Source organism: Streptomyces sp. NPDC090119 (genome assembly GCF_044747085.1).
In the GTDB taxonomy this organism is placed as follows: domain Bacteria; phylum Actinomycetota; class Actinomycetes; order Streptomycetales; family Streptomycetaceae; genus Streptomyces.
Genome location: NZ_JBIVDK010000005.1, coordinates 182,713 through 203,434, shown reverse-complemented (window position 1 = coordinate 203,434; position 20,722 = coordinate 182,713). Strand labels below are relative to the sequence as shown.

Below are 20,722 nucleotides of genomic sequence, written 5' to 3'. Positions count from 1 at the left end.
CGCGGCCGCGTACGCCCTGGCAGCCGCACCCAGCCGGAGGTCTCCACCCGTGGCCATCACCGAAGACGCCCCGCCGGGTACCGAGCCGCCCCGCGAACGATCCGGGGGCGTCCGGCTCAGCTCCCCCCTCGTCCTCACCCTCCTGCTGCTCCTCGCCGTCCTCGCCCAGGCGCCGATCCGGGGAGCGCTCGGCGCCCCGGTGATGCAGAGCTGGACCACGGTGTTCGTCGCCGTGACCGTGCAGGCGCTGCCCTTCCTGGTCCTCGGGGTGCTGCTCTCCGCCGCCATCGCCGTGTTCGTCCCGCCCGCCTTCTTCGCCCGCGCCCTGCCGAGCAGGCCCGCGCTCGCCGTCCCGGTCGCGGGGCTGGCGGGCGCGGTGCTGCCGGGGTGCGAGTGCGCGTCGGTGCCGGTCGCGGGCGCGCTGGTGCGGCGGGGCGTGACCCCGGCGGCCGCGCTGGCGTTCCTGCTGTCCGCGCCCGCGATCAACCCGATCGTGCTCACCGCCACGGCCGTCGCCTTCCCGAACGACCCGGAGATGGTCGTCGCCCGGTTCGCCGCCAGCCTGCTCGTCGCCTGCGCGATGGGCTGGCTGTGGCAGCGGCTCGGCCGCGCCGACTGGCTGCGCCCGCCCGCGCACGGCGCGCACGAGGGCGACACGAAGACGGAGACCTTCTGGAACTCCGTCCGCCACGACACCATGCACGCGGGCGGCTTCCTGGTGGTCGGCGCGATGGCCGCCGCCACCCTGAAGGCGGTCGCCCCGGCGGAGTGGCTGCGCACGGCCGCGGGCAACCCGTTCCTCGCCGTCCTCGCACTCGCCGTGCTCGCCGTGGTGCTGTCCATCTGCTCGGAGGCGGACGCGTTCGTCGCCGCCTCGCTGACCGACTTCTCCCCGACGGCCAAGCTGGTGTTCCTGGTGGTGGGCCCGATGATCGACCTCAAGCTGTTCGCCATGCAGGCGGGCACCTTCGGCCGCGGTTTCGCCCTGCGCTTCGCCCCGGCCACCTTCGCGCTGGCCGTCACGGGCGCGCTGGTCACCGGGGCGGTGCTGCTGTGAACCGCCAGGCGCAGGCCGCCGTGATGTTCCTGCTCGGCGGGGCCCTGCTGCACGCGGGGACGACCGATCTGTACCTCCGGTACGTCAAGTCGGGCTTGCGGCCACTGGTGCTGGCGGCGGGAGTGGTCCTCGTGGTGACCGCGCTGGCGACGGCCTGGTACGAGCGGAAGCGGACCCGTGGGGGGCATCCCGAGCCCCGGGTGGCGTGGCTCCTCGTCCTGCCCGTCCTCGCCCTCATCCTGATCGCCCCGCCCGCCCTCGGCTCCTACAGCGCGGTCCGCACCGGTACCGCACTCCAACCCCCGTACGGTCTCGACCCGTTGCCCGCCTCGGACCCCGTCCGGCTGAGCGTGGTCGACTACGCCTCCCGCGCCGCCTACGGCCACACCCTGCGCGGCCGCACCGTCCGCGTCACCGGCTTCCTCGCCCTGGACGCCAACGGCACGCCCTACCTGGTCCGCATGGCCCTCAACTGCTGCGCCGCCGACGCCCAGCCGGTCAAGGTCGGCCTGACGGGCCAACTCCCGCCGGTGCTACGGCCGGACGCGTGGCTGGAGGTGACGGGGGTGTACGCGCCCCGGGTGACGCGCGACCCGGTCAACAACGGCCTGATCCCGTATCTGCGGGTCACGTCGGCCCGGCCGGTGCCTCCTCCCGCCGACCCCTACGACGAGACGTGGAACAAGTGAGGGACGCCGCGTCGAGGAGGGACTCGGCGGCCCCGGTGCGGGCGTAGAGGACGGACCGTCCGGCCCGGTGAGCGCTGACCAGCCCCGCGTCGCGCAACGCGGTGAGGTTCTGCGACACCCCGGCCGGGGAGAGCCCGGTGCGGTGGGCCAGCTCGGTGGTGGAGGCGGGCGACTCCAGCTCGGTCAGCAGCAGGGTCCGGGAGCGGCCGAGAACGGGGATCAGGGCGTGGGTGCCGGTGGTCGGCTGCGTCTCCCACAGGGTGCCTGTTCCGCGTGCCGGGTAGGCGAGTTGGGGCGGGTCCGGCGGGCTGACCTGGGTGCGGAGACCGGGGCCGGTGAAGGCGGAGGGGATCAGCAGCAGGCCCGTGCCGGTGCTGTGCCGGGGCATGATCCGTTTCCGGTGGACCAGGTTGAGCGTGTCGGCGTCCCAACTGATGCTCTCGTGCAAGTCGTTGAAGAGGCGGCCCGTGCCGTGCTCGGCGACCGTACGGGCCCGGTGGAAGACGTCGGCGTCCAGTACGGCCCTGATCCGGCCCCAGTAGGGGGCGAGCGCCAGCTCCCAGTACGTCTCGATCTCCCGCGTGACCTTGGCGAGGCGTGCGGACGGGTCGGCGTGCAGGCTCGACAGGCGCGGGCCGAGGTGGCCGCCCTGGTGGCGGGCCAGGTGGTCCAGGTCGTGGCGTACGCGGTCGGGGGATGCGGCGATGATCGTGGCCCACTCCGCCGCCGCTGCGGGGGCGGGGCCGGTGGGGGCCGGGGTGAGGAAGTCGGGGACGTAGCCGGAGGGGCCGATCAGCTCGGCCAGCCAGCCCCGGTCCAGTCCGGCGGCCAGCACGCGGGGGCGCGCCTGCTCGATCCAGGGGCGATGGACGGGGTGCGCGGTGTTCGACGTCAACAGCCGGAAGCTGGGGACTACTTCCCACATCGGCGAGACGGCGAACCGTACTTGTGCCAGGTCGTCCGCCGAGAACGTCAGCTCCGCCACGACCATCACCCCCCGCAGGATTCAGCCATGCCTTAATCAATGGCCCGTCAGGGTAGCGTGCGCCGATCATCCCGCCATGACGTCAACGATGATCACCGCCGCTGCTGCGGGCACCTGGACACTCGGCGACCGCACGGTCAACCGGCTCGGCTTCGGCACGATGCGCCTGCCCCAGCACGGCGAGGCACTGATACCCGACGCCGTCCCGCGCGACCCCGACCAGGCGATCGCGGTACTGCGCCGCGCGGTCGAGCTGGGCGTGAACCACCTCGACACCGCCGCGTTCTACTTCTCGCCGCTCACCTCCGCCAACGAGCTGATCAACCGCGCCCTCGCGCCCTACCCGGACGACCTCGTCATCGTCACCAAGGTCGGCCCCGGCCGCGACCCCTCGGGCGAGTGGCTGCCCCACGCCACCCCCGGGCAACTGCGCGGCCAGGTCGAGGAGAACCTGCGCCAGCTGGGCCGCGACCACCTCGACGTGGTCAACCTGCGCATCGTCGGCTCCGACTCGATCGCCGAACGCTTCGGAGCCCTCGCCGAACTGCGCGACGCCGGGCTCGTCCGCCACCTCGGGCTGTCCAACATCAAGCCCCATCAGCTCGCGGAGGCTCAGGCCATCGCGCCGGTGGTGTGCGTGCAGAACATGTACGGCATCGGGGCGTCGGCCGAGCAGGAGGAGATGCTGCGGATCTGCGGCGAGCGGGGGATCGCGTTCGTGCCGTTCTACTCGATCGCGGGCAGCGGGCGTACGGCGGGCGCTCCGGTGGACGCCCTGGCGGATGGCGAAGGCGCCGTGGAGGCGGTCGCCCGCGCCCGAGGGGTGAGCGCCGCCCAGATCCGGCTGGCGTGGACCTTGCGGCGCGGGCCGCATGTCCTGGCCATCCCCGGCACCGGCGACCTCGGTCACCTCGCGCAGAACGTGGCCGCGGGTGCGCTGCGGCTGTCGGCGGAGGAGCTGGGCGCGCTGGGTGAGCTGGGCTCGGCCGTGTGACCGGGTCGCCGTGAGCCGGTCCATGTACTGGTCGGGCTGTCAGTTCAGGCAGAGGACCAGCAGGCAGAGGTGGGAGGAGGAGGGCGAGGCGGAGGGCGAGGCCGACCGGGTCGGGGGTGCGGTGGGGGAGGGGGACTGGTGCTCCGGGGCCGTCGTGGGCGGGGTGGAGCTGGGGGACTCCGTCGTGGTGTCGGGGGTGGGGGTGGAGGTGCTCCGCGTGGGGGTGGGGGACTGCTCCGTCGGGGCCAGGGGAGAGGCGGGGGAGGCAGGGGTGGCGGAGTCCGGCACGGGCGCGGTGCTGTGGGGGAGAGGCAGCAGCGAGCGGGCGTGCGGGAGGACGGAGGGGGACTGCCGGGGCGACCCGGACCGCTGGGAGGACTCGGACGGCTCCGGGGAAGCGGTGCCCGGTGCGGTGGGGGCCTTCGAGCGGGGCGCGGAGGGGCCGGTGTGCTCGGCACCTGTGTGCGGCGCGCCGCTCGGGGTGGCCGAACCGTAGGTCGGTGCCGCCGTCGGTACCGGGAGCCCGGCCGTGGCCTCCGGACCCGTACCGCCCATCGGGCGCTCGCCCTGCGCCGCCGTGGTCCGGGTGCGGTCGGTCGGCTGGTGGTTCAGCGCGGCGAACGTCAGTCCGCCGCCGACCAGTGCCACGGCGGTCGCCAGGACGGCACGGCGGCGGGTCTTCCGCCAGCGGGTCTGCTCACGGCGCCGGGCTGCGCGACCGGCACCCGCGGGCACCCCGGCCGGGTGCTGCTGCGGGCGCGGGACGGTCGGCGGGGGCACCGACCTGCCGTGCCGGGACGCGGCCGAGGGCGCGTCCTCCTCACCGGGGCGCCGGACGGCGTACGTGCTCGGGCGGACCGGCATCGGGGCCAGGTCCGGTGCGGCGCAGGCGCCGCAACCGGGGCAGACCAGGGCGCCGTTCAGATGCCGACGGCAGGCGGAGCAGTAGTCCATTCGCGGTCTTCCTGGGTCGACGGGCGCGGGTGAGCGCCGCCACCGTAACGGGGCTTTCGGAAGACTGTGTGCGCCCCATGTGGCCCTCCTGCACGCATTCCCGGCGGATTCCAGGTGGCTGGAACCTATGTGGCCGGAATACACGCGGGACCGTGCATCGAGGGGACCCACCTCGCCGAAGGCCGGCGCCCGCCCGCGCTCACAGCAGTCCGGGCCGCTGCCATTCGTCACCGAGGACGTGGTGGTCGAGGAAGTTCAGGAACGCCTCGTACCAGACCTGGCTGTGGCCCGGGGAGAGGACCCAGTGGTTCTCGTCCGGGAAGTACAGGTACTTCGCAGGCACCTCGAACCGCTGCAGATCCTGGAAGAGCGCGGCGCCCTGGCCGACCGGCACGCGGTAGTCCTTCGCCCCGTGGATGACCAGCATCGGCGTACGGATCTTCGCGGCGTCCAGATACGGGGAGTGCGCCTCGTACCTCTCGGGCCGGGTCACCGGGTCCCCGAAGATGCACTGGAAGTACCAGGGCACGTCGGTGTCGCCCTGGAAGGACCACAGGTCCCACAGGCCCGCGTGGCTCACGATCGCCTTGAACCGATCGGTGCTCGTGGCGACCCGGTTGGCCAGGTAGCCGCCGTACGAGCCGCCCCCGAGCGCGGTGCGCGCGGCATCGATGTCGGCACGGGCCTCGGTCGCGTCGGTCAGCGCCATCACGTCCGTGTACGGGACCCCGCCCCACTGCCCCCAGCCGCGCCGGTGGCCCTGCTGACCGTAGCCGGTCGACAGGGCCGGGTCGGGCAGCAGCACCGCGTAGCCGCGGGCCGCGAACGGCCACGGGTTCCACCGCCAGGTCCAGCCGTTCCAGCTGCCCTGCGGCCCGCCGTGCACGGAGACCAGCAGCGGCGCGGGGTTCTCGGCCGACGCGCCCTCAGGCAGCACGAGCCAGCCGCGCAGCCGGTACCCGTCCGCCGCGTCGGCGTGCACCTCGGTGAGGGTGCCCGGCAGCGCGTCGAACGCACCGGGGGCGGGCAGCTCGACCGGGGTCTGGTCGGCGACGTCGGCCTTGAACCTGACCGGCCGCGGCGGCGAGTCGATCGCGTGGCGCAGCGCGTACAGCGTCCGTCCGTCGGGGGCCACGCAGAGCGAGCCGTACGCGCCCGAGGTGGTGAGCCGGGTCACGGTGCCGTCCGTGTCCCGTCGGAAGACGGGCGCGTGACCCGCCACGTCGGCCACGAAGAAGAGGGCGTCGTCGACCGTCGAACAGACGGCGCCCGCAGGCCAGTTGTCGAACCCGGGCAGCAGATCGACGGCCTCGCCGCCGTCCACGCCGACCCGGACGAGCGTCGTGTCCATCGACTCGTCGTAAGTCGGCCACGTCGTCTGCGAGCACACGACCGCCGAGCCGTCGTGCGTGAACACCGGCGCCTCGTAGAGGTGCTCCACATCGCCCAGGACGAAGACCTCCTCGCCGGTGGCCGCGTGTGCCACCACCACGGCGGTGCGGTTCTCGGCGGGCACCCGGCCGGGTACGAACCGGGTGTAGGCCACTCGCGTCCCGTCGGGCGACAGCGCCACGTCCCCGGGGTGCTCGAGGCCGACGCCCTGCCCGCCGGCGTCGACCACGGCGCCCTCGGCCCCCGCGCGCACGAAGGTGTGCTGTGCCTCGGGGCCGAGATCGCGGTCCCAGGCGCGGGTCGGCCCGGACTCGTACAGGATCGCGGTGACCTTCGCGTCCTTGCGCGCCGTGCGCAGCTTGCCGTGCGCGTCGGCGTCAGCGGCCCCGGGCAGCAGACCGGCGGTGTGGGCCAGCGCGCCGGAGTCCCGGGCGACGGTGAACGCGGTGATCCCGCCCGGGTGACGGGCCACGACGGCGGCCTCACCACGCCCGGGCGGCAGCGCCCACAGCGCGGCACCCTCGTGCTTGTCCTTCTCGCTGTCGTCCTCGCGTTCCGACAGGAAGTACAGCGTCCCGTCCGGGCCGAACGCGGGCCCGGACTCGCCCTTCCCCGACCGGGTCAGGCGCAGCGCCTCGCGCTCACCGGCCGGATCGATCTCCCACAGCCCGGACACGAACCTGGTCCGGTCCTCCGACAGCGTCTGCACGGTGGCGACGAGACGGCCACCGTCGGCGGACAGCGCAAGGGAGTTGACGCGAGGCTGGGCGAGGAACGCGGGCAGGTCGTGGAAGGCGGTCGTGCCACCGGGGATCGCAGACATGGGGACGATTCTTGCTCGCGAAGGAGGCCGTGAACAGTGGATTGCGGGCACCGCCCGCCAGGGGTGCCTGCCACCCGACGGCGCCTCCGGTCACCTCCCCATGTCACACCCCGGCCGCCCCACCCGTCGTAACCGTGAACCCAACGGAATCCGACGGAACCAGCCCCAGGAGCGCAGCCATGGACGCCCGCCTCAACCCCTTCGCCATCCCCGCCGCCGCCAAGGTCATCAAGCACATCGGTGCGGCCGGAAAGGTGGTCTCCGACTCCACCCTTCCCGCCGCCACCCAGGAGCTGGTGAAGATCCGCGCCAGCCAGATCAACGGCTGCGCCTTCTGCCTCGACATGCACACCAAGGAGGCCGCGCACGCGGGGGAGACCCAGCAGCGGCTGCACCTGGTCGCCGCCTGGCGCGAGGCCACCGTCTTCACCGACGCCGAGCGCGCCGCCCTCGAACTGGCCGAGCAGGGCACCCGCCTCGCCGACACCCCGGACGCCGTCACCGACGAGGCGTGGGCGAACGCGGCCAAGCACTACGACGAGGACCAGCTCGCCGCCCTGGTCTTCCTCATCGGCCTGATCAACGCCTACAACCGCATGAACGTCATGCTCCGCATGCCCGCGGGTGACTACCAGGTCGGCCAGTTCGCCTGACCCACCCGGAGGCGAGTCGGCGTGTGCGCCCCGCCGTGCGCACGCCGCTCGCTTATCGTCGGCCAAACACCGACATCCGGAGTGAAAATGGGAAAAACGGATGAGCTGGTGGGAGTGGTCGACGGGGCGGCGACGGTCGTCACCCCCACCGCTCCACCGGCCCGCCCCAGCCCCGTACGGCCCCTGCTCGCCCTCACCGCCGCGGCGGCCGTCGGGATCACCGTCCTGCTGCTCGCCCGCGCCGGGGTGCTCGACCGGCCCGCCGTCCAGGCGTGGCGCACCGTCTGCCTGGCGATCACCGTGCAGGCGCTGCCGTTCCTGATCCTCGGCACCGTGCTGTCCGGCGCGATCAACGCGTTCGTCCCGGCCGACCTGTTCACCCGCGTGCTGCCCAAGCGGGCCGCGCTCGCCGTGCCGGTGGCGGGGGTGGCGGGCGCGGTGCTGCCGGGGTGCGAGTGCGCGTCCGTACCGGTCGCCAACAGCCTGATCCGGCGGGGCGTCACCCCGGCCGCCGCCTTCGCCTTCCTGCTGTCCGCGCCCGCCATCAACCCGATCGTGCTCACCGCCACGGCGGTCGCCTTCCCCGGCAACCCCGCGATGGTCGCCGCCCGGCTGGTCGCCTCGCTGGCCACCGCCGCCGTGATGGGCTGGCTGTGGCTCTGCTTCGGCAAGGAGAAGTGGCTGCGCCCGGCCGTACGGCACACCGGGCACCAGCACGGGCACAGCCGCTGGGCCGAGTTCCGCCAGGGCTTCCAGCACGACTTCCTGCACGCCGGGGGCTTCCTGGTGCTCGGCGCGATGGCCGCGGCGACCTTCAACGTCGCCGTGCCGCGTACCGTGCTCGACACCTTCTCCGGCTCGCCCTGGCTCTCCGTGCTGTTCCTCGCCGGACTCGCCGTCCTGCTCGCCGTCTGCTCGGAGGCGGACGCCTTTGTGGCGGCGTCCCTCACAGGCTTCTCCCCCACAGCCCGGCTCGCTTTCATGGTGGTCGGCCCCATGGTGGACCTGAAGCTGATCGCCCTTCAGGCGGGCACCTTCGGCCGCGCCTTCGCCGTACGCTTCTCCGCCGCGACCACGGTCGTCGCCGTCACCGCCAGCGCCCTGATCGGAGGCGCGCTGCTGTGAGACGCCTCGCCCAGACCGCCCTGCTCGCCCTCATCGGCGCCGGCCTGCTGCACACGGCCCTCTTCACCGACCTCTACCTGCGCTACGTCAAGGAGGGCCTGCGCCCCGTCCTGATCGCGTCCGGCGTCGTCCTGCTGCTCCTCGCCACGGTGAACGCCGTCCTCGACCCGCGCCGAAGCGAAGCCCCCCACGACCAGCACGACCCCCACGACGAGCACGCCCATGCCCACGGCCACGACCACTCCACCGCCCCCAAGGTCGCCTGGCTGCTCGCCCTCCCCGCCCTGAGCCTGCTCCTCTACGCCCCACCCGCCCTCGGCGCGTACACGGCCGCCCACTCCAACGGGAAACCGGTCGCCACCACCCCGAAGGAACGATTCCCCGCGCTCCCCGCGACCTCCCCCCTCCCCCTGACCCTCACCGGCTTCACCCAGCGCGTCCAGCAGGACCCCACGCTGGCGATCAAGGGCAGACAGGTCCAGCTCACCGGGTTCGTCACCCCCGCCGGGCCGGGCGGCGGCTGGTACCTGACCCGGATCATCTTCACCTGCTGCGCCGCCGACTCCCAGACCGTCAAGGTGCGCGTGTACGGAACCGACGCCCCGCCCGCCGATACCTGGCTCGCGATCACCGGAACCTGGCATCCGGCGGGCCGCCTCGGTACCAGGACCGCCGAGGCCGCGCTCGACGTCCACGACACCCACCCCATGGCCCAGCCGGTCAACGCCTACACGGACGACCTCCCCCTCACCCCCTCGTAGCCGCGCTGCGCCCCACCGGGCCCCCGCGATACCCTGGTGACCGGCCGCGCCTCACCGCGCGGCGCGGCGGTGGGGCTCGCCGTACCCGAACCGCGGCATCGACGCCGCCAACAGTCCCTACTTGCGATGGAGTGCGCCCGCGTGCGCGGGCCCCGGCGAGTAGGAGACGTACGCCCATGACAGCACCACGACCCTCGGCGACGAACGAACCCGTCGACCCCGACATCGACCTGCGCTCTCCCGCCCAGTGGCAGGAAGCCTGGCGGGGGCAGGGCCCGGTCGTGGCCGTGGTGGCGCTCGGCGGCGCGATCGGCGCGACGGCCCGGTACGCGGCGTCGCTGCTGTGGCCGATCCAGAACCCCGGCTTCCCCTGGACCACCCTGCTGGTCAACGTGGTCGGCTGCGCGGTCATCGGCGTCTTCATGGTGCTGATCAGCGAGGTGTGGACGGCGCACCGGCTGGTCCGGCCGTTCTTCGGCACGGGGGTGCTGGGGGGCTTCACCACGTTCTCCACGTACGCCGTCGAGATCGAACGGCTGGTGGACGCCGGTGAGGCGCGCACCGCCCTCGCGTATCTGGCCGCGACCCTCTTCGCGGCCCTCGGCTCGGTCGGACTCGCGGTCGCGCTCACGCGCCGCGTCCTGGCCTGGAGGCAGCGATGACCACGACACGGCTGACCGGCGACGCCCTGCGGGTGACGGTCTTCATCGGCGAGCACGACACCTACCACCACAAGCCGCTCTACAGCGAGATCGTGCACCGCGCGCACGCGGCCGGCCTCGCGGGCGCCAGCGTGTTCCGGGGCATCGAGGGCTTCGGCGCGTCCTCCCTGATCCACACCGCCCGGCTGCTCTCCCTGAACGAGGAACTGCCGGTGGCGATCGTCATCGTCGACACCGGGGAGCGCGTACGGGCGTTCCTGCCGGAACTGGACGAGCTGGTGGAGTCGGGGCTGGTGATCCTGGACGACTGCCAGGTCATCCGCTACGCGGGCAGCCACTCGGGCCGTCACTCGCGGCGTCACCCGGGCAAGGAGAAGAAGGCGTGAACTGGCTGCTCGTGATCATCGGCGGCGCGGCCGGAGCCCCGCTGCGCTACCTCACCGACCGGGCCGTGCAGAAACGCCACGACGCCGTCTTCCCGTGGGGCACCTTCACCGTCAACGTCCTCGGCTGCTTCATCCTGGGCCTCCTGACCGGCGCGGTGACAGCGGGCGCCGCCGGCACCCACACCCAGCTCCTCATCGGCACCGGCCTCTGCGGCGCCCTCACCACCTACTCCACCTTCTCCTACGAGACCCTCCGCCTCACCGAGGACGGAGCCCGCTTCCTGGCCGCGGCCAACGTGGTCGCCAGCGTGGTCGCGGGCCTGGGCGCGGCGTTCGTCGGCACAGCCTTCGCAGAGGCCCTCTGGGGCTGACCCCATGGCGGGGGCCGACGTCTACGACGCCCGTTCGCCCAGGAGTCCCCCCTCGTGACAAGGGTGTGACGGGTATGAACTTGTCCGGTCTCGTCGCGGTCGTGATGATGGCGGCATGCCTGAGAACGGGGACCGGATGGTGGGTTCGGGCTTCACGCCCGCGCAGATGGCGGAAGTGGAGGCCCGGAGACGGGAGTTCGCCGAGCTGCTTGGGGAGTTCCGCCGTGCGCCCATTCTCGTGCCGCTGGGTGATGAACAGGCGCTGCTGACCGCCGACTTCAACGGCATCCGCTTCATCCTGGCCTTCTCCGACGAGCAGGCCCTCGCCCGGTACGCCACCGCGCGCGGGGAATCGGCGCGCGAGTGGACGTATCAACGCGTGCTGGGCGCACGGTTGTTGGATGTGGCAGTGCCCGCGGCGGGAGTGCCGTGCGGGGTGGCGCTGGACTGCGCGGACGGTTCGGACGGGGTGGTGTTCCCGCCGGTGGCGGGGATCGTGCCGGACGGCGCGGCGGTTGACCTGGACGACGACGAGGTGCGGCACGGGGGTGCGGTATGAGCGGTGAGGGCGGGATGGATCTCAAGGCGCAGGGCCTGGAGGAGATCGCCAAGGGCCTGACGGAGGCGCTCGGTGAACTGGGCGAGCTGGGCATGGTCGGCCAGGCGGGCGCGGGCCGCGGCTTCTCCGGGATCGCCCTGTCGGGACTGGAGTTGGGCCACGAGGGTCTGACGGGTGAGCTGAAGACGTTCTGCGAGCGCTGGGAGTGGGGCGTACGCGCCCTGGTCGCGGAGGGCAACGCGTTTGCGCAGAAGACGAACCTGTCGGCGGGCACGTACTACGAGACCGAGCAGTACCTCAAGGGCAGTGTGAAGGTCGTGGCGAACTCGGCGGTGGGCAACCCGTACGCCTCCGAGGAGGACGTGGAGAAGATGGGCTGGGGAGACATCGCCAAGTCCGGCCGTACGGTGGACTATTCGCAGGATTCCTTCGAGCAGGCGTGGGAGAACAGCAAGCAGGGCTGGAAGGACGCGGGCCGGGACGCGATGACCTCGAACATGGTCGGCCCGATCCCCGGCACCTCGGAGTACGTGCGCCGCGCGGCGGGCGTGTCCGACGGGGAGTACGACCAGTTCCTGGACGACACCTTCGGGCCGTCCCCGGAAGCCCGCGCGAAGGCGGCCGAGCAGCAGGGCGGTGAGGGCTGAAGGGGCTGGGAGACCTCACCGACTCGGCGCTGGGTGCGACACCGGTACTGCAGAGCATCACGAGTACTGGTCCACCTGAATGGAATGGTGACGTCGTGTCCTGGACTTCTGTGGTCTATAACGCACAAGGCATCATTGCCGTCCACGGAATCGCCTTCGGCGGTATTCACTCGCTCGGCATCGAGGGTACTTGGACGGGGAATCGGACCGGGGAGAGGAGAGCGGATGAGATCGCTCGATCGACTTCGCTTCGGGCGGGTGTGGCGATGCCATGCACATCGATAGCACCCCTGGCATCGATCTGGCCGGACTGCTCACTCCGGACGGAAACCTGGCCCCTTCCTGGCTGAGCGGCAAGTCGGTGACCCCTCTCGCCGTCGGCGAGCGGCTGGGCGAGATCCTGGCGGACCGGGTGACGGCCGGGTGCCGCTCGACCGGCGCCACCCACCTCCGGTACGCGTCTCTCGGCGCAGGTGCCCCGGTCGTGACCACCCGCGCGGTCCCCGCCGACGCGGCCACCCGCCCGCCGACCCTCCTCTGGACCCCCGACCGCCAGGGCGCCCTGCTCTTCCCGGCCCCAGGCCATGCCCTCCTGGCAGGCACCAGGCCCTTCATGACCGCGGCCGTCCCCGAGGGCACCGACGAAGCCCGAGCCCGCTTCACCCGCTACGCCCGCAGACAGTCGGCCCGGCACCCCGAACTCCTCACGCCGGCAGCCGAGTACGCCCCCGCCCACCACGCCTGGGCCCACCCCGAAGACGTCACCCCGAACACCACGACAGCCCAACACCTCTACCTGTTGCAGGAGTTCACCGAAGGCACGCTCCCAGCCCCCGCCTTCGCCCGCGCCTGGTGGCAGACGCGCCGAACCGCACAGGCGAACGGCGAACGCGTCCGGGGTCCACTGGAAGAACTCCTCGACCGCGTCTTCATGCTCCTGGAGGACTACGAGGTCGAGCCGCACCTCGCCGAACCCGGTGACTTGTCGGACGTGGAACTCCGTAGGGCGATAGCCGAGTTGTGGCAGCAGCGCGGAGGGCCGGGTCCACCCCCGTGGAACCCGGCTCCCTAGCCCGGTGGTTCGGTCGCACCCCAGGCCGACGGAGCTGCTCCTGGCCGGCGAGGCAACACTTTGGTGCGGACAACTCCCCGGAGAACGTACACCCTGGTTGCGGATCATCGTCCGCTGTGTGTTCAGCGTGACGGCGCCCGCCCTGGCCGTTCTCCTCATCACCGTGCCCGCGCGTCATGGAGAGCACCGGACGAGCTGTCACGGGACAGGGCCTGGCAGGCACCCCGGAAGGGCACGATCATGGAGGCCGCGGTGCTGCGAGCCGCCGTACGAGCGAAGAAGGAAGGGAACGAGCCGATGAGCGACGTCGCACCGCCGACCGTCGACGCCTCCCCCCGCGCGGGCGACCTGCGCGCCGAGACGGAGTGGCTGCTCCTGGTCGCCCACGCCTACGCGCACGGCGAGTCGGCGGACACGGCCAGCGGAGCGACGGGAGTACGGGCATGACCGACCCGCTGCGCGACCCGCGCTTCTTCGCCGACCCGTACCCGACCTACGCCGCCCTGCGGGACGCGGCGCCGGTACGGAAGGTGCCCACCGGCTCGGGAGGGCAGCACAGCTACCTGGTCACCGGGTACGCCGAGGCCCGGCAGGCGTTCGCCGACCCCCGGCTCTCCAAGGACACCGCGCGGTTCTTCGCCGGTCGGCCCTCCCGGCGCGACCTCCATCCGGCCGTGTCCCGGAACATGCTCGCCACCGACCCGCCGCGGCACGGACGCCTGCGCTCGCTGGTGACGAAGGCGTTCACCACCGGGGCCGTGGCGCGGCTGCGCCCGTACATCACCGGCCTGGTCGACGAGCTGCTCGACGCCTGGCCGGAGCACGGACCGGTGGACCTCGTGGAGAGCCTCGCGGTGCCCCTCCCGGTCACCGTCATCTGCGAGATGCTCGGTGTCCCGGAGGCCGACCGCCCGCGCGTGCGGACCTGGTCGGGCGAGTTGTTCGCCGCCGGAGAGCCCGAGCGGATCGACGCCGCCTCCCACGCCATCGGCGGCTACATGACCGAGCTGGTCGCCGCCAAGCGCGAGGCGCCGGGGACGAGTCTGCTCGACGACCTCATCGCCGTACGCGACGACGAGGACCGGCTGACCGAGGACGAGCTCGTCTCGATCGCCGTGCTGCTGCTGGTGGCCGGGCATGAGACCACCACCAACTTCATCGGCAACGCCGCGCTGGCCCTGCTCCAACACCCGAAATTCTGGGTCCGGTTGCGGAAGGAGCCGGAGCTGTTGCCGACCGTACTGGACGAGCTGCTGCGCTTCGACTCGCCGGTCGGGATCGCCACGTTCCGCTACAGCACCGAGGAACTCACGCTCGGCGGGACCGTGATTCCGGCGGGCGTCCCGGTGCTCATCGCGCCCGGCGCCGCGAATCGAGACCCCGCCCGCTTTCCCGCCCCGGACCGTCTCGACCTCGACCGAACCGCCACGGGCCATCTCGCCTTCGGTCATGGCATCCACCGCTGCCTGGGCGCTCCGTTGGCCCGCGCCGAGGCCGAACTCGCCCTCGCCGCCTTGCTCTCCCGTTTCCCCGACGTCCGCCTGGCGGTCCCGGCGGAGTCACTGGCGTGGCGTCACACCCGCCTGATGCGGGGGCTGGTGTCGTTGCCGCTGCTGGTGTGACGCGGGACAGCCCGGGTGAGATGGGTCATAGAAAAAGTGCGGATGTTGTGAACAACCGTCCGTATCCGTCCGGTTTCACGTCGCGGCACCCGCCTCTGCTCACCGGAGACCAGAAAACGGAACCGGTCATCCCTTTACCCGGCCTATAACCTGAATGAGATCCAGGCCCACCGCTTTTTCGCGGACCGGTGCTTTTCCGGCGGCAATTCCTCCGCCTCTCTCATCGGGGAAGGTCCCTCTGTGAAGCTTCGTCATTCCCTCGCCGTGGCCCTCGCCTGCACGATGGCCGCGCCCCTCGCGCTGTGCGCCGCCGCCCCGGCGCTGGCCGCCGACCCGACCCCGGCCCAGACGCGGAACCAGCCGACGTACGAGGAGCTGCAGGCGGCCGCGGCGGCCGCGGCGAAGGCGCACACGGCGGCCGTCGCCGCCGAGGCGGAGGGCCGCAAGGAGGTCGAGGCGACCCTGGACGCCCTGGACTCCCCCGAGCACCCGCTCAAGGCGGCCGCGATAGCCGCGGAAAAGGCGGCGAAGGCGGCGGCCTCCGCCAAGAAGGCGGCCGAGGAGCGCGTCACCAAGGCCAAGGCCGAGCTGGCAGCAGCCGAAGGTGACACCGAGAAGGCCGCGGCCCAGCAGGCCCTGACGGCCGCCGAGGCCGACCTGGCGGCGGCGGTCAAGGACCAGCAGGCGGCCGACGCCGCACTGGAGAAGGCCGACACCGCGGTGGACGACGCCAGGGTCGCCGCGACCCGCAAGTACGGCTTGCTGAAGGCCGACGTCGAGCGGACCGACAAGGCCCTGACGGCCGCCGACGCCGCGCTCGCCGCCGCCAAGGAGTGCGTCCGCGAGGACGGCCTGACCGCGCTCGCCGAGGGGCTGCCCTCCAAGGTCGTCGCGGGGACCACCGTCGGCTTCACCCTGAGCGTGACCAACGGCACCGAGCGCACCCTGGACGTGGACCCGCTGGTCTTCCTCCACGCGGCCGCCGAGGGCGCCGGTGCGAAGAACCTGCTGAAGGCGGAGTGGGCCGACGGCACCGCCTGGCGGACCCTGAGCGTGGACCAGCCCGAGCACATCGGGCGCATCGACAGCCTGCCGCCGCACGGCCACCGAGACGTCAAGATGCGCCTGACGGTCGACGCCTCGGCGAGCAAGACCGCCGGGCTCGCCCTGTTCGCGGGCGACGCCTCCGACGCCTACAACCCGTGCGTCCTGGGCCCGATGAAGCGCTACGACCTCGAAGTCCTCCCCGCGGGCAGCACCCCCGGCAAGATCGACGACGCCAAGCCCGGCCACCCCGGCAAGAACGACGACCCCCGCCCCACCACGCCCAACACCCCGGCCCCCCAGGGCGGCGCGACCATCCCGGTGCCCACCCCGACCCCGACCTCCACCCCCACCGGGTCCCTCGCCTCGACCGGCGCCGACTCCACGACCCTCCCCCTCGCCCTGACGAGCGCCGCCGCCCTCACGCTCGGCGCGGGCGCCCTCATCGCGACCCGCCGCCGCAAGGCCGCTGACCGCGCCTGACGCCCGAGTCCTGCCTCATGGGGAGCCGCCCGCGATGCCGGGCGGCTCCCCGAAGCGTCTCCACACCCGGCGTGGTGGCGCTCAAGTGGGCCTGACCGTTGGGCGCGATCAACACTTCGAGCTGAAAGTCGTCACCGCGCACGGGACACGTGCCGGTACGTCCGCGTGGACGGCGTATGCCGGCGCCGCACCGTCGTCCAGTGCCTCGGTCAAACACAGGTTCAGCGGCGGTCCAGGTCGACGGAGTGCCGGTGTGGCGCGGGGACCGTCTGGCTGGGTGGGGTGCCGAACATGCGGCGGTATTCGCGGCTGAACTGTGAGGGGCTGGAGTAGCCGACGGAGAATCCGACTTCGGCGACGTCGTGGTGGCCGGTGAGCAGGCGCATGCGGGCTTCGTTGAGGCGCAGCTGCTTCTGGTACTCCAGCGGGGTCATGGAGGTGAGGGCCAGGAAGTGCCGGTGGAAGACGGACGGGCTCATCACGGCGGCCGCGGCGAGGTCGGGGACGCGCAGGGACTCGGTGTAATGGTCCCGGATCCAGCGGACCGCACGGGTGAGGTGGGCGAGTCGACTGTCGGCGATGCCGATCTGGCGGATGGACGACCCCTGGGGTCCGGTGAGCAGGCGCCAGAGGATCTCTCGTTCGACGCCGGCGCCGAGCGCGGCGAGGTCGGCGGGGTGGTCGAGGAGCGCGAGCAGTCGGGCGATCGCGTCCAGTAGGTGTGGTGAAGCGTGCCCCACACCGAAGGCCGACTGGGAGTGCGCGGGGGCGGGCCGGTGGGCGGCGCCGGTGTCGAGCAGTAGTGAGGCGATCCGGTCGGGCTTGAGCCGCAGCGTGACGGCCGTGAACGGCTCGTCCTCCTCGGCGGTGACGATGTTGCCCACGACGGGCAGGTCGACGGTCGCGACGAGGTACTGGCCCGGCCCGTACTCGTAGACCTCGCCGTTGAGGGCGGTGCGCTTGAGGCCGCCGGCGATCAGCGCGAAGGCGGGTTCGAGGACGTCGCCGGCCGGCTGGGTGGCGCGGGTGGTGCGCAGGACCGACAGGCCCGGTAGCGCTGTGGCGGTGAGCCCGTCGCGCGCGTGACGGGTGATCGCGTTCCTGATATCGACGAGCAGCCGGTCCATGACTTCAGTGCACCATACGGACGGCCGATCATCGCGATGTCGACAGGATCAGGCAAGTCTCCAACAGGATCGTTCTAACGTCTCGGAGGACTGGATGGTTGCATGGAATTCACGACCTCCTTGGGTTTCCGTATCGCCCCCCACCGGCCGTTCCGACCTGCGCGTCACCCGATTTCGTGAGGCAGGTTCCGCAGGTGGCAAGGAGGACACGCACGCCGTTGGCGACTGATGAGGAGAATGAAATGTGGACCGCAGCAGAGATTCCTGGCCAGGAAAGCAGGAATGTGATCGTGACCGGTGCGAACACCGGAATCGGTTACGAGACGGCTCTGGCGCTCTATGCGGCCGGGGCGAACGTGATGCTGGCTTGTCGCGATCAGCGCAAGGCCGAGCAGGCGTTGGCGAAAATGCAGCAGAGTTCGGGGTCGGGGTCCGGGTCGGGGTCGCTGGAGATCGGGGTGCTCGATCTGGCGGACCTGTCTTCTGTTCGCCTCTTCGCTGAGACGTACATTCAGCAGCACGAGCAGCTCGATCTACTGATCAACAACGCCGGAGTCGGCACACCCCCGGCCGGTAAGTCCCGTCAGGGCTGGGAATACACCTTCGGCGTCAACTTCCTGGGTCCCTTCGCGCTCACCGGCCGCCTGTATCCGCTTCTTGAGGCGACGCCGGGCTCGCGCGTCGTCACGGTCAGCAGCTTTGCCTACGCCCGAGGGGTCATCGATTTCGACAACCTCAAGTCGGAAAAGGGCTACGACGCGGTCCGCGAATACAGTCAGAACAAGCTGGCGGACCTGATGTTCTCGATCGAACTGGACCGAAGGGTCCGCGCTCAGGGACACCAGGTCGTCTCGATCGCCGCGCAGCCCGGAGCCAACAGCACCGAGATCACCAGGCACAGTACCGAGGAGCAGGTTGCCGCCATGAAGGATCGATTCGGTGGATTCATGGACCCCTGGCAGGGCGCGCTGCCGTCGCTGTATGCGGCCGTGTCGAGCGAGGCCACGGCCGGGAACCTGTACGAGCCGCACGAGAACGGATTCAAGGGCTACCCGGTGAAGGGCGAGATCCAGGAGGTCGCCCTTGACGAAACGGTCGCCAAGAAGCTCTGGACCATGGCCGAGGAGGCTACGGGAGTCGTATACCCCGCGTGATCCCCATGCACGGCCCGGCAGGGCGAGAGCCGACGGCTGGCACGTGAGTCCACGATCGCGGCCGTCGGGTCCACCGTGCGGCCCTCCTTCTGCCGGACCTGGATGTCACCGGTGCGGGCCGTTGCCGGATGGTGAGGTCTTGGGTCCAGCACTCGCACCGGCAACCGCGCCGCGGCTGGTCAGTCAGAACGCCAGAGGGGCCCTTACCGATCCGGTAAGGGCCCCTCTGGCGTTGCTATTCAGCTGTCGGGGTGGCGGGATTTGAACCCACGACCTCTTCGTCCCGAACGAAGCGCGCTGCCAAGCTGCGCTACACCCCGATGTCGCTGCTGTCGCTGCGACGTCGTTTACTTTAGCCCACCGGGGGCCTGAGGCGAAATCCGGTTAGACGCGGCGGCGGACCGGGGTGGGGCGGGTGTGGTCGAGGGCGACCAGGAGCAGGGCGAGGGCGTAGATCGCGAGGCCGAGCAGGAGCGCGTTGGCCAGGCTGTGGCGGTAGCCGTGGGCCGTGACGTCGAGGAAGGGGTAGAGGGGGTGGGCCGGAGCGAAGACCGCCCGGGTCAGCGTGAAGATCAGGTACGCCAGCGGGAACAGCAGCCACGCCGCCGCCTGGCGCAGGTGCATCCGGGCCGCCGGGGTCAGCAGGAGCCAGTCCAGTACCGCCGCCAGCGGGATCACCGTGTGCAGCACCTGGAGCGCGGCCCACTGGGCGTGCCAGCGGGCCGGGGCTGCCGTCGCGCCGGTCATGGTGAACGGCGGCGTCGTGTGGGCCAGCAGCAGGTGGTACACCAGCGCGCTGATCACCACGTACAGCAGCACCGCGCCCGTCAGGGCCGCGGGCAGGGCCCGGCGTGGGCGCCAGGAGCGGGAGGCCGAGACCAGCATGACCACCGCCAGCAGCACCGTGCTCTGCACGCTGAAGTAGCTCAGGGCATGGGCGGGGCCCGCCAGGTAGATCTCCAGGGCCACCCCCGCCCCCGCCAGCAGCGCGGTCAGCAGGCGGTACGTGGCCACCAGGGGGCGTCGGACCGGGGCCACCACCGCCGTCACCGGCACGAAGGACGGCTTCAGTACGGGCGTGCTCTCCCAGGGGATCGCGGGCAGATCCGGGATCTCCCTGGGCACGGGCGGTATCGGTGCGGTCATGCCCTCACGCTAGGCAGGAGGGACAGATGCGACCATTCAGGGCACTCCGGTCGGGTTACACCCGCTCCACCAGCGTCAGCAGCGTCGCCTCCGGCGGGCAGGCGAAGCGGACCGGGGTGTACCGGTTCGTGCCGCAGCCCGCGGAGACGTGCAGGTAGGAGGTGTTGCCCTCCGCCGTGTGGGTGGACAGCCCCTTCACCCGGTCCGCGTCCAGGTCGCAGTTGGTGACCAGCGCGCCGTAGAAGGGGATGCACAGCTGGCCGCCATGGGTGTGCCCGGCCAGGACCAGCGGGTAGCCGTCCGCCGTGAAGGCGTCCAGGGTGCGCAGGTAGGGCGCGTGGACGACGCCCATCGAGAAGTCGGACGTCCCGGAGGGGCCGCCGGCCACCCGGGCGTAGCGGTCGCGCTTGATGTGCGGGTCGTCCAGGCCGGTCAGCTCGATGGAGACGCCCTCGACCTTCAGCACGCCCCGCTGGTTGGTCAGGTTCAGCCAGCCCGCGGTGTCGAAACCGTCCCTGAGGTCCTCCCAGGGGTTGTGGACCACACCGACCGCGGGGGCGTTGCCGTTCAGGCCGTGCTTCCCGCTCGCCTTCTCCAGCAGGTACCGCGCGGGGTTGCGGAGCTTGGGGCCGTAGTAGTCGTTGGAGCCGAAGACGTACGCGCCGGGGAACTCCATCAGCGGGCCCAGCGCGTCCAGCGTCTCGGGGACACCCTCGGGGTCGGAGAGGTTGTCACCGGTGTTGATCACGAAGTCGGGCCGCAGCCCGGCCAGCGACTGGAGCCAGCGCTGCTTCTTGCGCTGCCCGCCCACCATGTGGATGTCGGAGACCTGCAGCATCCGCAGCGGGCGCATGCCCGGCGGGAGGACCGGCACGGTCACTCGTCGGAGGCGGAAGGAGCGGACCTCGAAGCCCGCCGCGTACGCCACTCCGGCGGCTCCGGCCGCCATGATCCCCAGAGGTACTCCGTATCGCGCGCGCATACGCCCATCGTGTCAGACCCCACCAGGGTGCCAA

Annotated in this window: 22 protein-coding genes and 1 tRNA gene; 16 read left to right on the top strand and 7 right to left on the bottom strand. The window is 71.9% G+C overall.

What is annotated here, in order from left to right; translation table 11 throughout:
* Window positions 1-49: 49 nt before the first annotated feature.
* Together ACIPPM_RS22465 and ACIPPM_RS22460 are read left to right on the top strand one after the other, a co-directional pair.
* Window positions 50-1,057, top strand: a complete 1,008-nt coding sequence (locus ACIPPM_RS22465; protein ID WP_401450611.1) for a permease — start codon at window positions 50-52, stop codon at window positions 1,055-1,057.
* Window positions 1,054-1,746 (top strand): TIGR03943 family putative permease subunit, encoded by a 693-nt coding sequence (locus ACIPPM_RS22460; RefSeq protein ID WP_401450609.1) that lies wholly within the window; start codon window positions 1,054-1,056, stop codon window positions 1,744-1,746. Before ACIPPM_RS22465 ends, ACIPPM_RS22460 begins: the two co-directional genes overlap by 4 nt.
* Here the strand turns inward: ACIPPM_RS22460 and ACIPPM_RS22455 are convergent.
* Window positions 1,685-2,737, bottom strand: a complete 1,053-nt coding sequence (locus ACIPPM_RS22455; RefSeq protein ID WP_401451470.1) for a winged helix-turn-helix domain-containing protein — start codon at window positions 2,735-2,737, stop codon at window positions 1,685-1,687. The two genes, ACIPPM_RS22460 and ACIPPM_RS22455, sit on opposite strands and share 62 nt — an antisense overlap.
* Window positions 2,738-2,807: 70 nt before the next feature.
* Here ACIPPM_RS22455 and ACIPPM_RS22450 point away from each other — a divergent pair, with 70 nt between their 5' ends.
* Complete coding sequence (locus ACIPPM_RS22450; RefSeq protein WP_401450607.1) at window positions 2,808-3,725, top strand: aldo/keto reductase; 918 nt, start codon at window positions 2,808-2,810, stop codon at window positions 3,723-3,725.
* 39 nt (window positions 3,726-3,764) lie between these two features.
* Here the strand turns inward: ACIPPM_RS22450 and ACIPPM_RS22445 are convergent, their stop codons facing one another.
* Entirely contained in the window at window positions 3,765-4,679 is a 915-nt protein-coding gene (locus tag ACIPPM_RS22445) for a hypothetical protein (protein WP_401450605.1), read from the bottom strand.
* A 199-nt stretch (window positions 4,680-4,878) separates the two neighbouring features.
* Entirely contained in the window at window positions 4,879-6,894 is a 2,016-nt protein-coding gene (locus ACIPPM_RS22440; RefSeq protein WP_401450603.1) for an alpha/beta fold hydrolase, read from the bottom strand.
* 179 nt (window positions 6,895-7,073) lie between these two features.
* Here ACIPPM_RS22440 and ACIPPM_RS22435 point away from each other — a divergent pair, with 179 nt between their 5' ends.
* The 12 genes from ACIPPM_RS22435 to ACIPPM_RS22380 all read left to right on the top strand — a co-directional run bounded on the left by ACIPPM_RS22435 (window position 7,074) and on the right by ACIPPM_RS22380 (window position 16,279).
* Complete coding sequence (locus ACIPPM_RS22435) at window positions 7,074-7,547, top strand: carboxymuconolactone decarboxylase family protein (protein WP_401450600.1); 474 nt, start codon at window positions 7,074-7,076, stop codon at window positions 7,545-7,547.
* 87 nt (window positions 7,548-7,634) lie between these two features.
* Window positions 7,635-8,672 (top strand): permease, encoded by a 1,038-nt coding sequence (locus ACIPPM_RS22430; protein ID WP_401450598.1) that lies wholly within the window; start codon window positions 7,635-7,637, stop codon window positions 8,670-8,672.
* A complete protein-coding gene (locus tag ACIPPM_RS22425) occupies window positions 8,669-9,433 on the top strand; it encodes a TIGR03943 family putative permease subunit (RefSeq protein WP_401450595.1) in 765 nt (254 codons plus the stop codon). The genes ACIPPM_RS22430 and ACIPPM_RS22425 overlap by 4 nt, the downstream gene beginning before the upstream one ends.
* 176 nt (window positions 9,434-9,609) lie before the next feature.
* A complete protein-coding gene (gene crcB / locus ACIPPM_RS22420; protein ID WP_401450593.1) occupies window positions 9,610-10,095 on the top strand; it encodes a fluoride efflux transporter CrcB in 486 nt (161 codons plus the stop codon).
* Window positions 10,092-10,481 carry a DUF190 domain-containing protein gene (locus tag ACIPPM_RS22415; protein WP_401450590.1) on the top strand — a complete coding sequence of 130 codons (390 nt, stop codon included), beginning with the start codon at window positions 10,092-10,094 and terminating at the stop codon, window positions 10,479-10,481. The genes crcB (ACIPPM_RS22420) and ACIPPM_RS22415 overlap by 4 nt, the downstream gene beginning before the upstream one ends.
* Window positions 10,478-10,852, top strand: a complete 375-nt coding sequence (crcB, locus tag ACIPPM_RS22410) for a fluoride efflux transporter CrcB (protein ID WP_401450587.1) — start codon at window positions 10,478-10,480, stop codon at window positions 10,850-10,852. The genes ACIPPM_RS22415 and crcB (ACIPPM_RS22410) overlap by 4 nt, the downstream gene beginning before the upstream one ends.
* A 136-nt stretch (window positions 10,853-10,988) precedes the next feature.
* Window positions 10,989-11,411, top strand: a complete 423-nt coding sequence (locus ACIPPM_RS22405; protein ID WP_401451467.1) for an SseB family protein — start codon at window positions 10,989-10,991, stop codon at window positions 11,409-11,411.
* Window positions 11,412-11,425: 14 nt separating this feature from the next.
* Window positions 11,426-12,058, top strand: coding sequence for a hypothetical protein (locus tag ACIPPM_RS22400; RefSeq protein ID WP_401450584.1), 633 nt, complete (start codon window positions 11,426-11,428; stop codon window positions 12,056-12,058).
* Between the two features lie 271 nt (window positions 12,059-12,329).
* Window positions 12,330-13,130 (top strand): hypothetical protein, encoded by an 801-nt coding sequence (locus ACIPPM_RS22395; protein WP_401450581.1) that lies wholly within the window; start codon window positions 12,330-12,332, stop codon window positions 13,128-13,130.
* 63 nt (window positions 13,131-13,193) lie between these two features.
* Window positions 13,194-13,577, top strand: a complete 384-nt coding sequence (locus tag ACIPPM_RS22390) for a DUF6545 domain-containing protein (RefSeq protein ID WP_401450579.1) — start codon at window positions 13,194-13,196, stop codon at window positions 13,575-13,577.
* Window positions 13,574-14,752, top strand: coding sequence for a cytochrome P450 (locus ACIPPM_RS22385; RefSeq protein WP_401450576.1), 1,179 nt, complete (start codon window positions 13,574-13,576; stop codon window positions 14,750-14,752). Before ACIPPM_RS22390 ends, ACIPPM_RS22385 begins: the two co-directional genes overlap by 4 nt.
* Before the next feature lie 240 nt (window positions 14,753-14,992).
* Window positions 14,993-16,279, top strand: a complete 1,287-nt coding sequence (locus tag ACIPPM_RS22380) for a hypothetical protein (RefSeq protein WP_401450573.1) — start codon at window positions 14,993-14,995, stop codon at window positions 16,277-16,279.
* A 221-nt stretch (window positions 16,280-16,500) separates the two neighbouring features.
* Here ACIPPM_RS22380 and ACIPPM_RS22375 read toward each other — a convergent pair whose 3' ends face one another.
* Window positions 16,501-17,406 carry an AraC family transcriptional regulator N-terminal domain-containing protein gene (locus ACIPPM_RS22375; protein ID WP_401450571.1) on the bottom strand — a complete coding sequence of 302 codons (906 nt, stop codon included), beginning with the start codon at window positions 17,404-17,406 and terminating at the stop codon, window positions 16,501-16,503.
* A 242-nt stretch (window positions 17,407-17,648) separates the two neighbouring features.
* On the opposite strand from ACIPPM_RS22375, the gene ACIPPM_RS22370 reads away from it, so the two are divergent.
* Complete coding sequence (locus ACIPPM_RS22370; protein ID WP_401450568.1) at window positions 17,649-18,560, top strand: oxidoreductase; 912 nt, start codon at window positions 17,649-17,651, stop codon at window positions 18,558-18,560.
* 246 nt (window positions 18,561-18,806) lie between these two features.
* Here ACIPPM_RS22370 and ACIPPM_RS22365 read toward each other — a convergent pair.
* From ACIPPM_RS22365 to ACIPPM_RS22355, 3 genes are all read right to left on the bottom strand, one after another.
* A tRNA-Pro gene (locus ACIPPM_RS22365) sits at window positions 18,807-18,880 on the bottom strand.
* Between the two features lie 64 nt (window positions 18,881-18,944).
* The gene (locus tag ACIPPM_RS22360; protein ID WP_401450566.1) at window positions 18,945-19,706 is read right to left on the bottom strand and encodes a Pr6Pr family membrane protein; all 762 of its coding nucleotides are present in this window, start codon (window positions 19,704-19,706) and stop codon (window positions 18,945-18,947) included.
* A gap of 55 nt (window positions 19,707-19,761) precedes the next feature.
* Entirely contained in the window at window positions 19,762-20,688 is a 927-nt protein-coding gene (locus ACIPPM_RS22355; protein WP_401450563.1) for a metallophosphoesterase, read from the bottom strand.
* Between the last annotated feature and the right edge of the window lie 34 nt (window positions 20,689-20,722).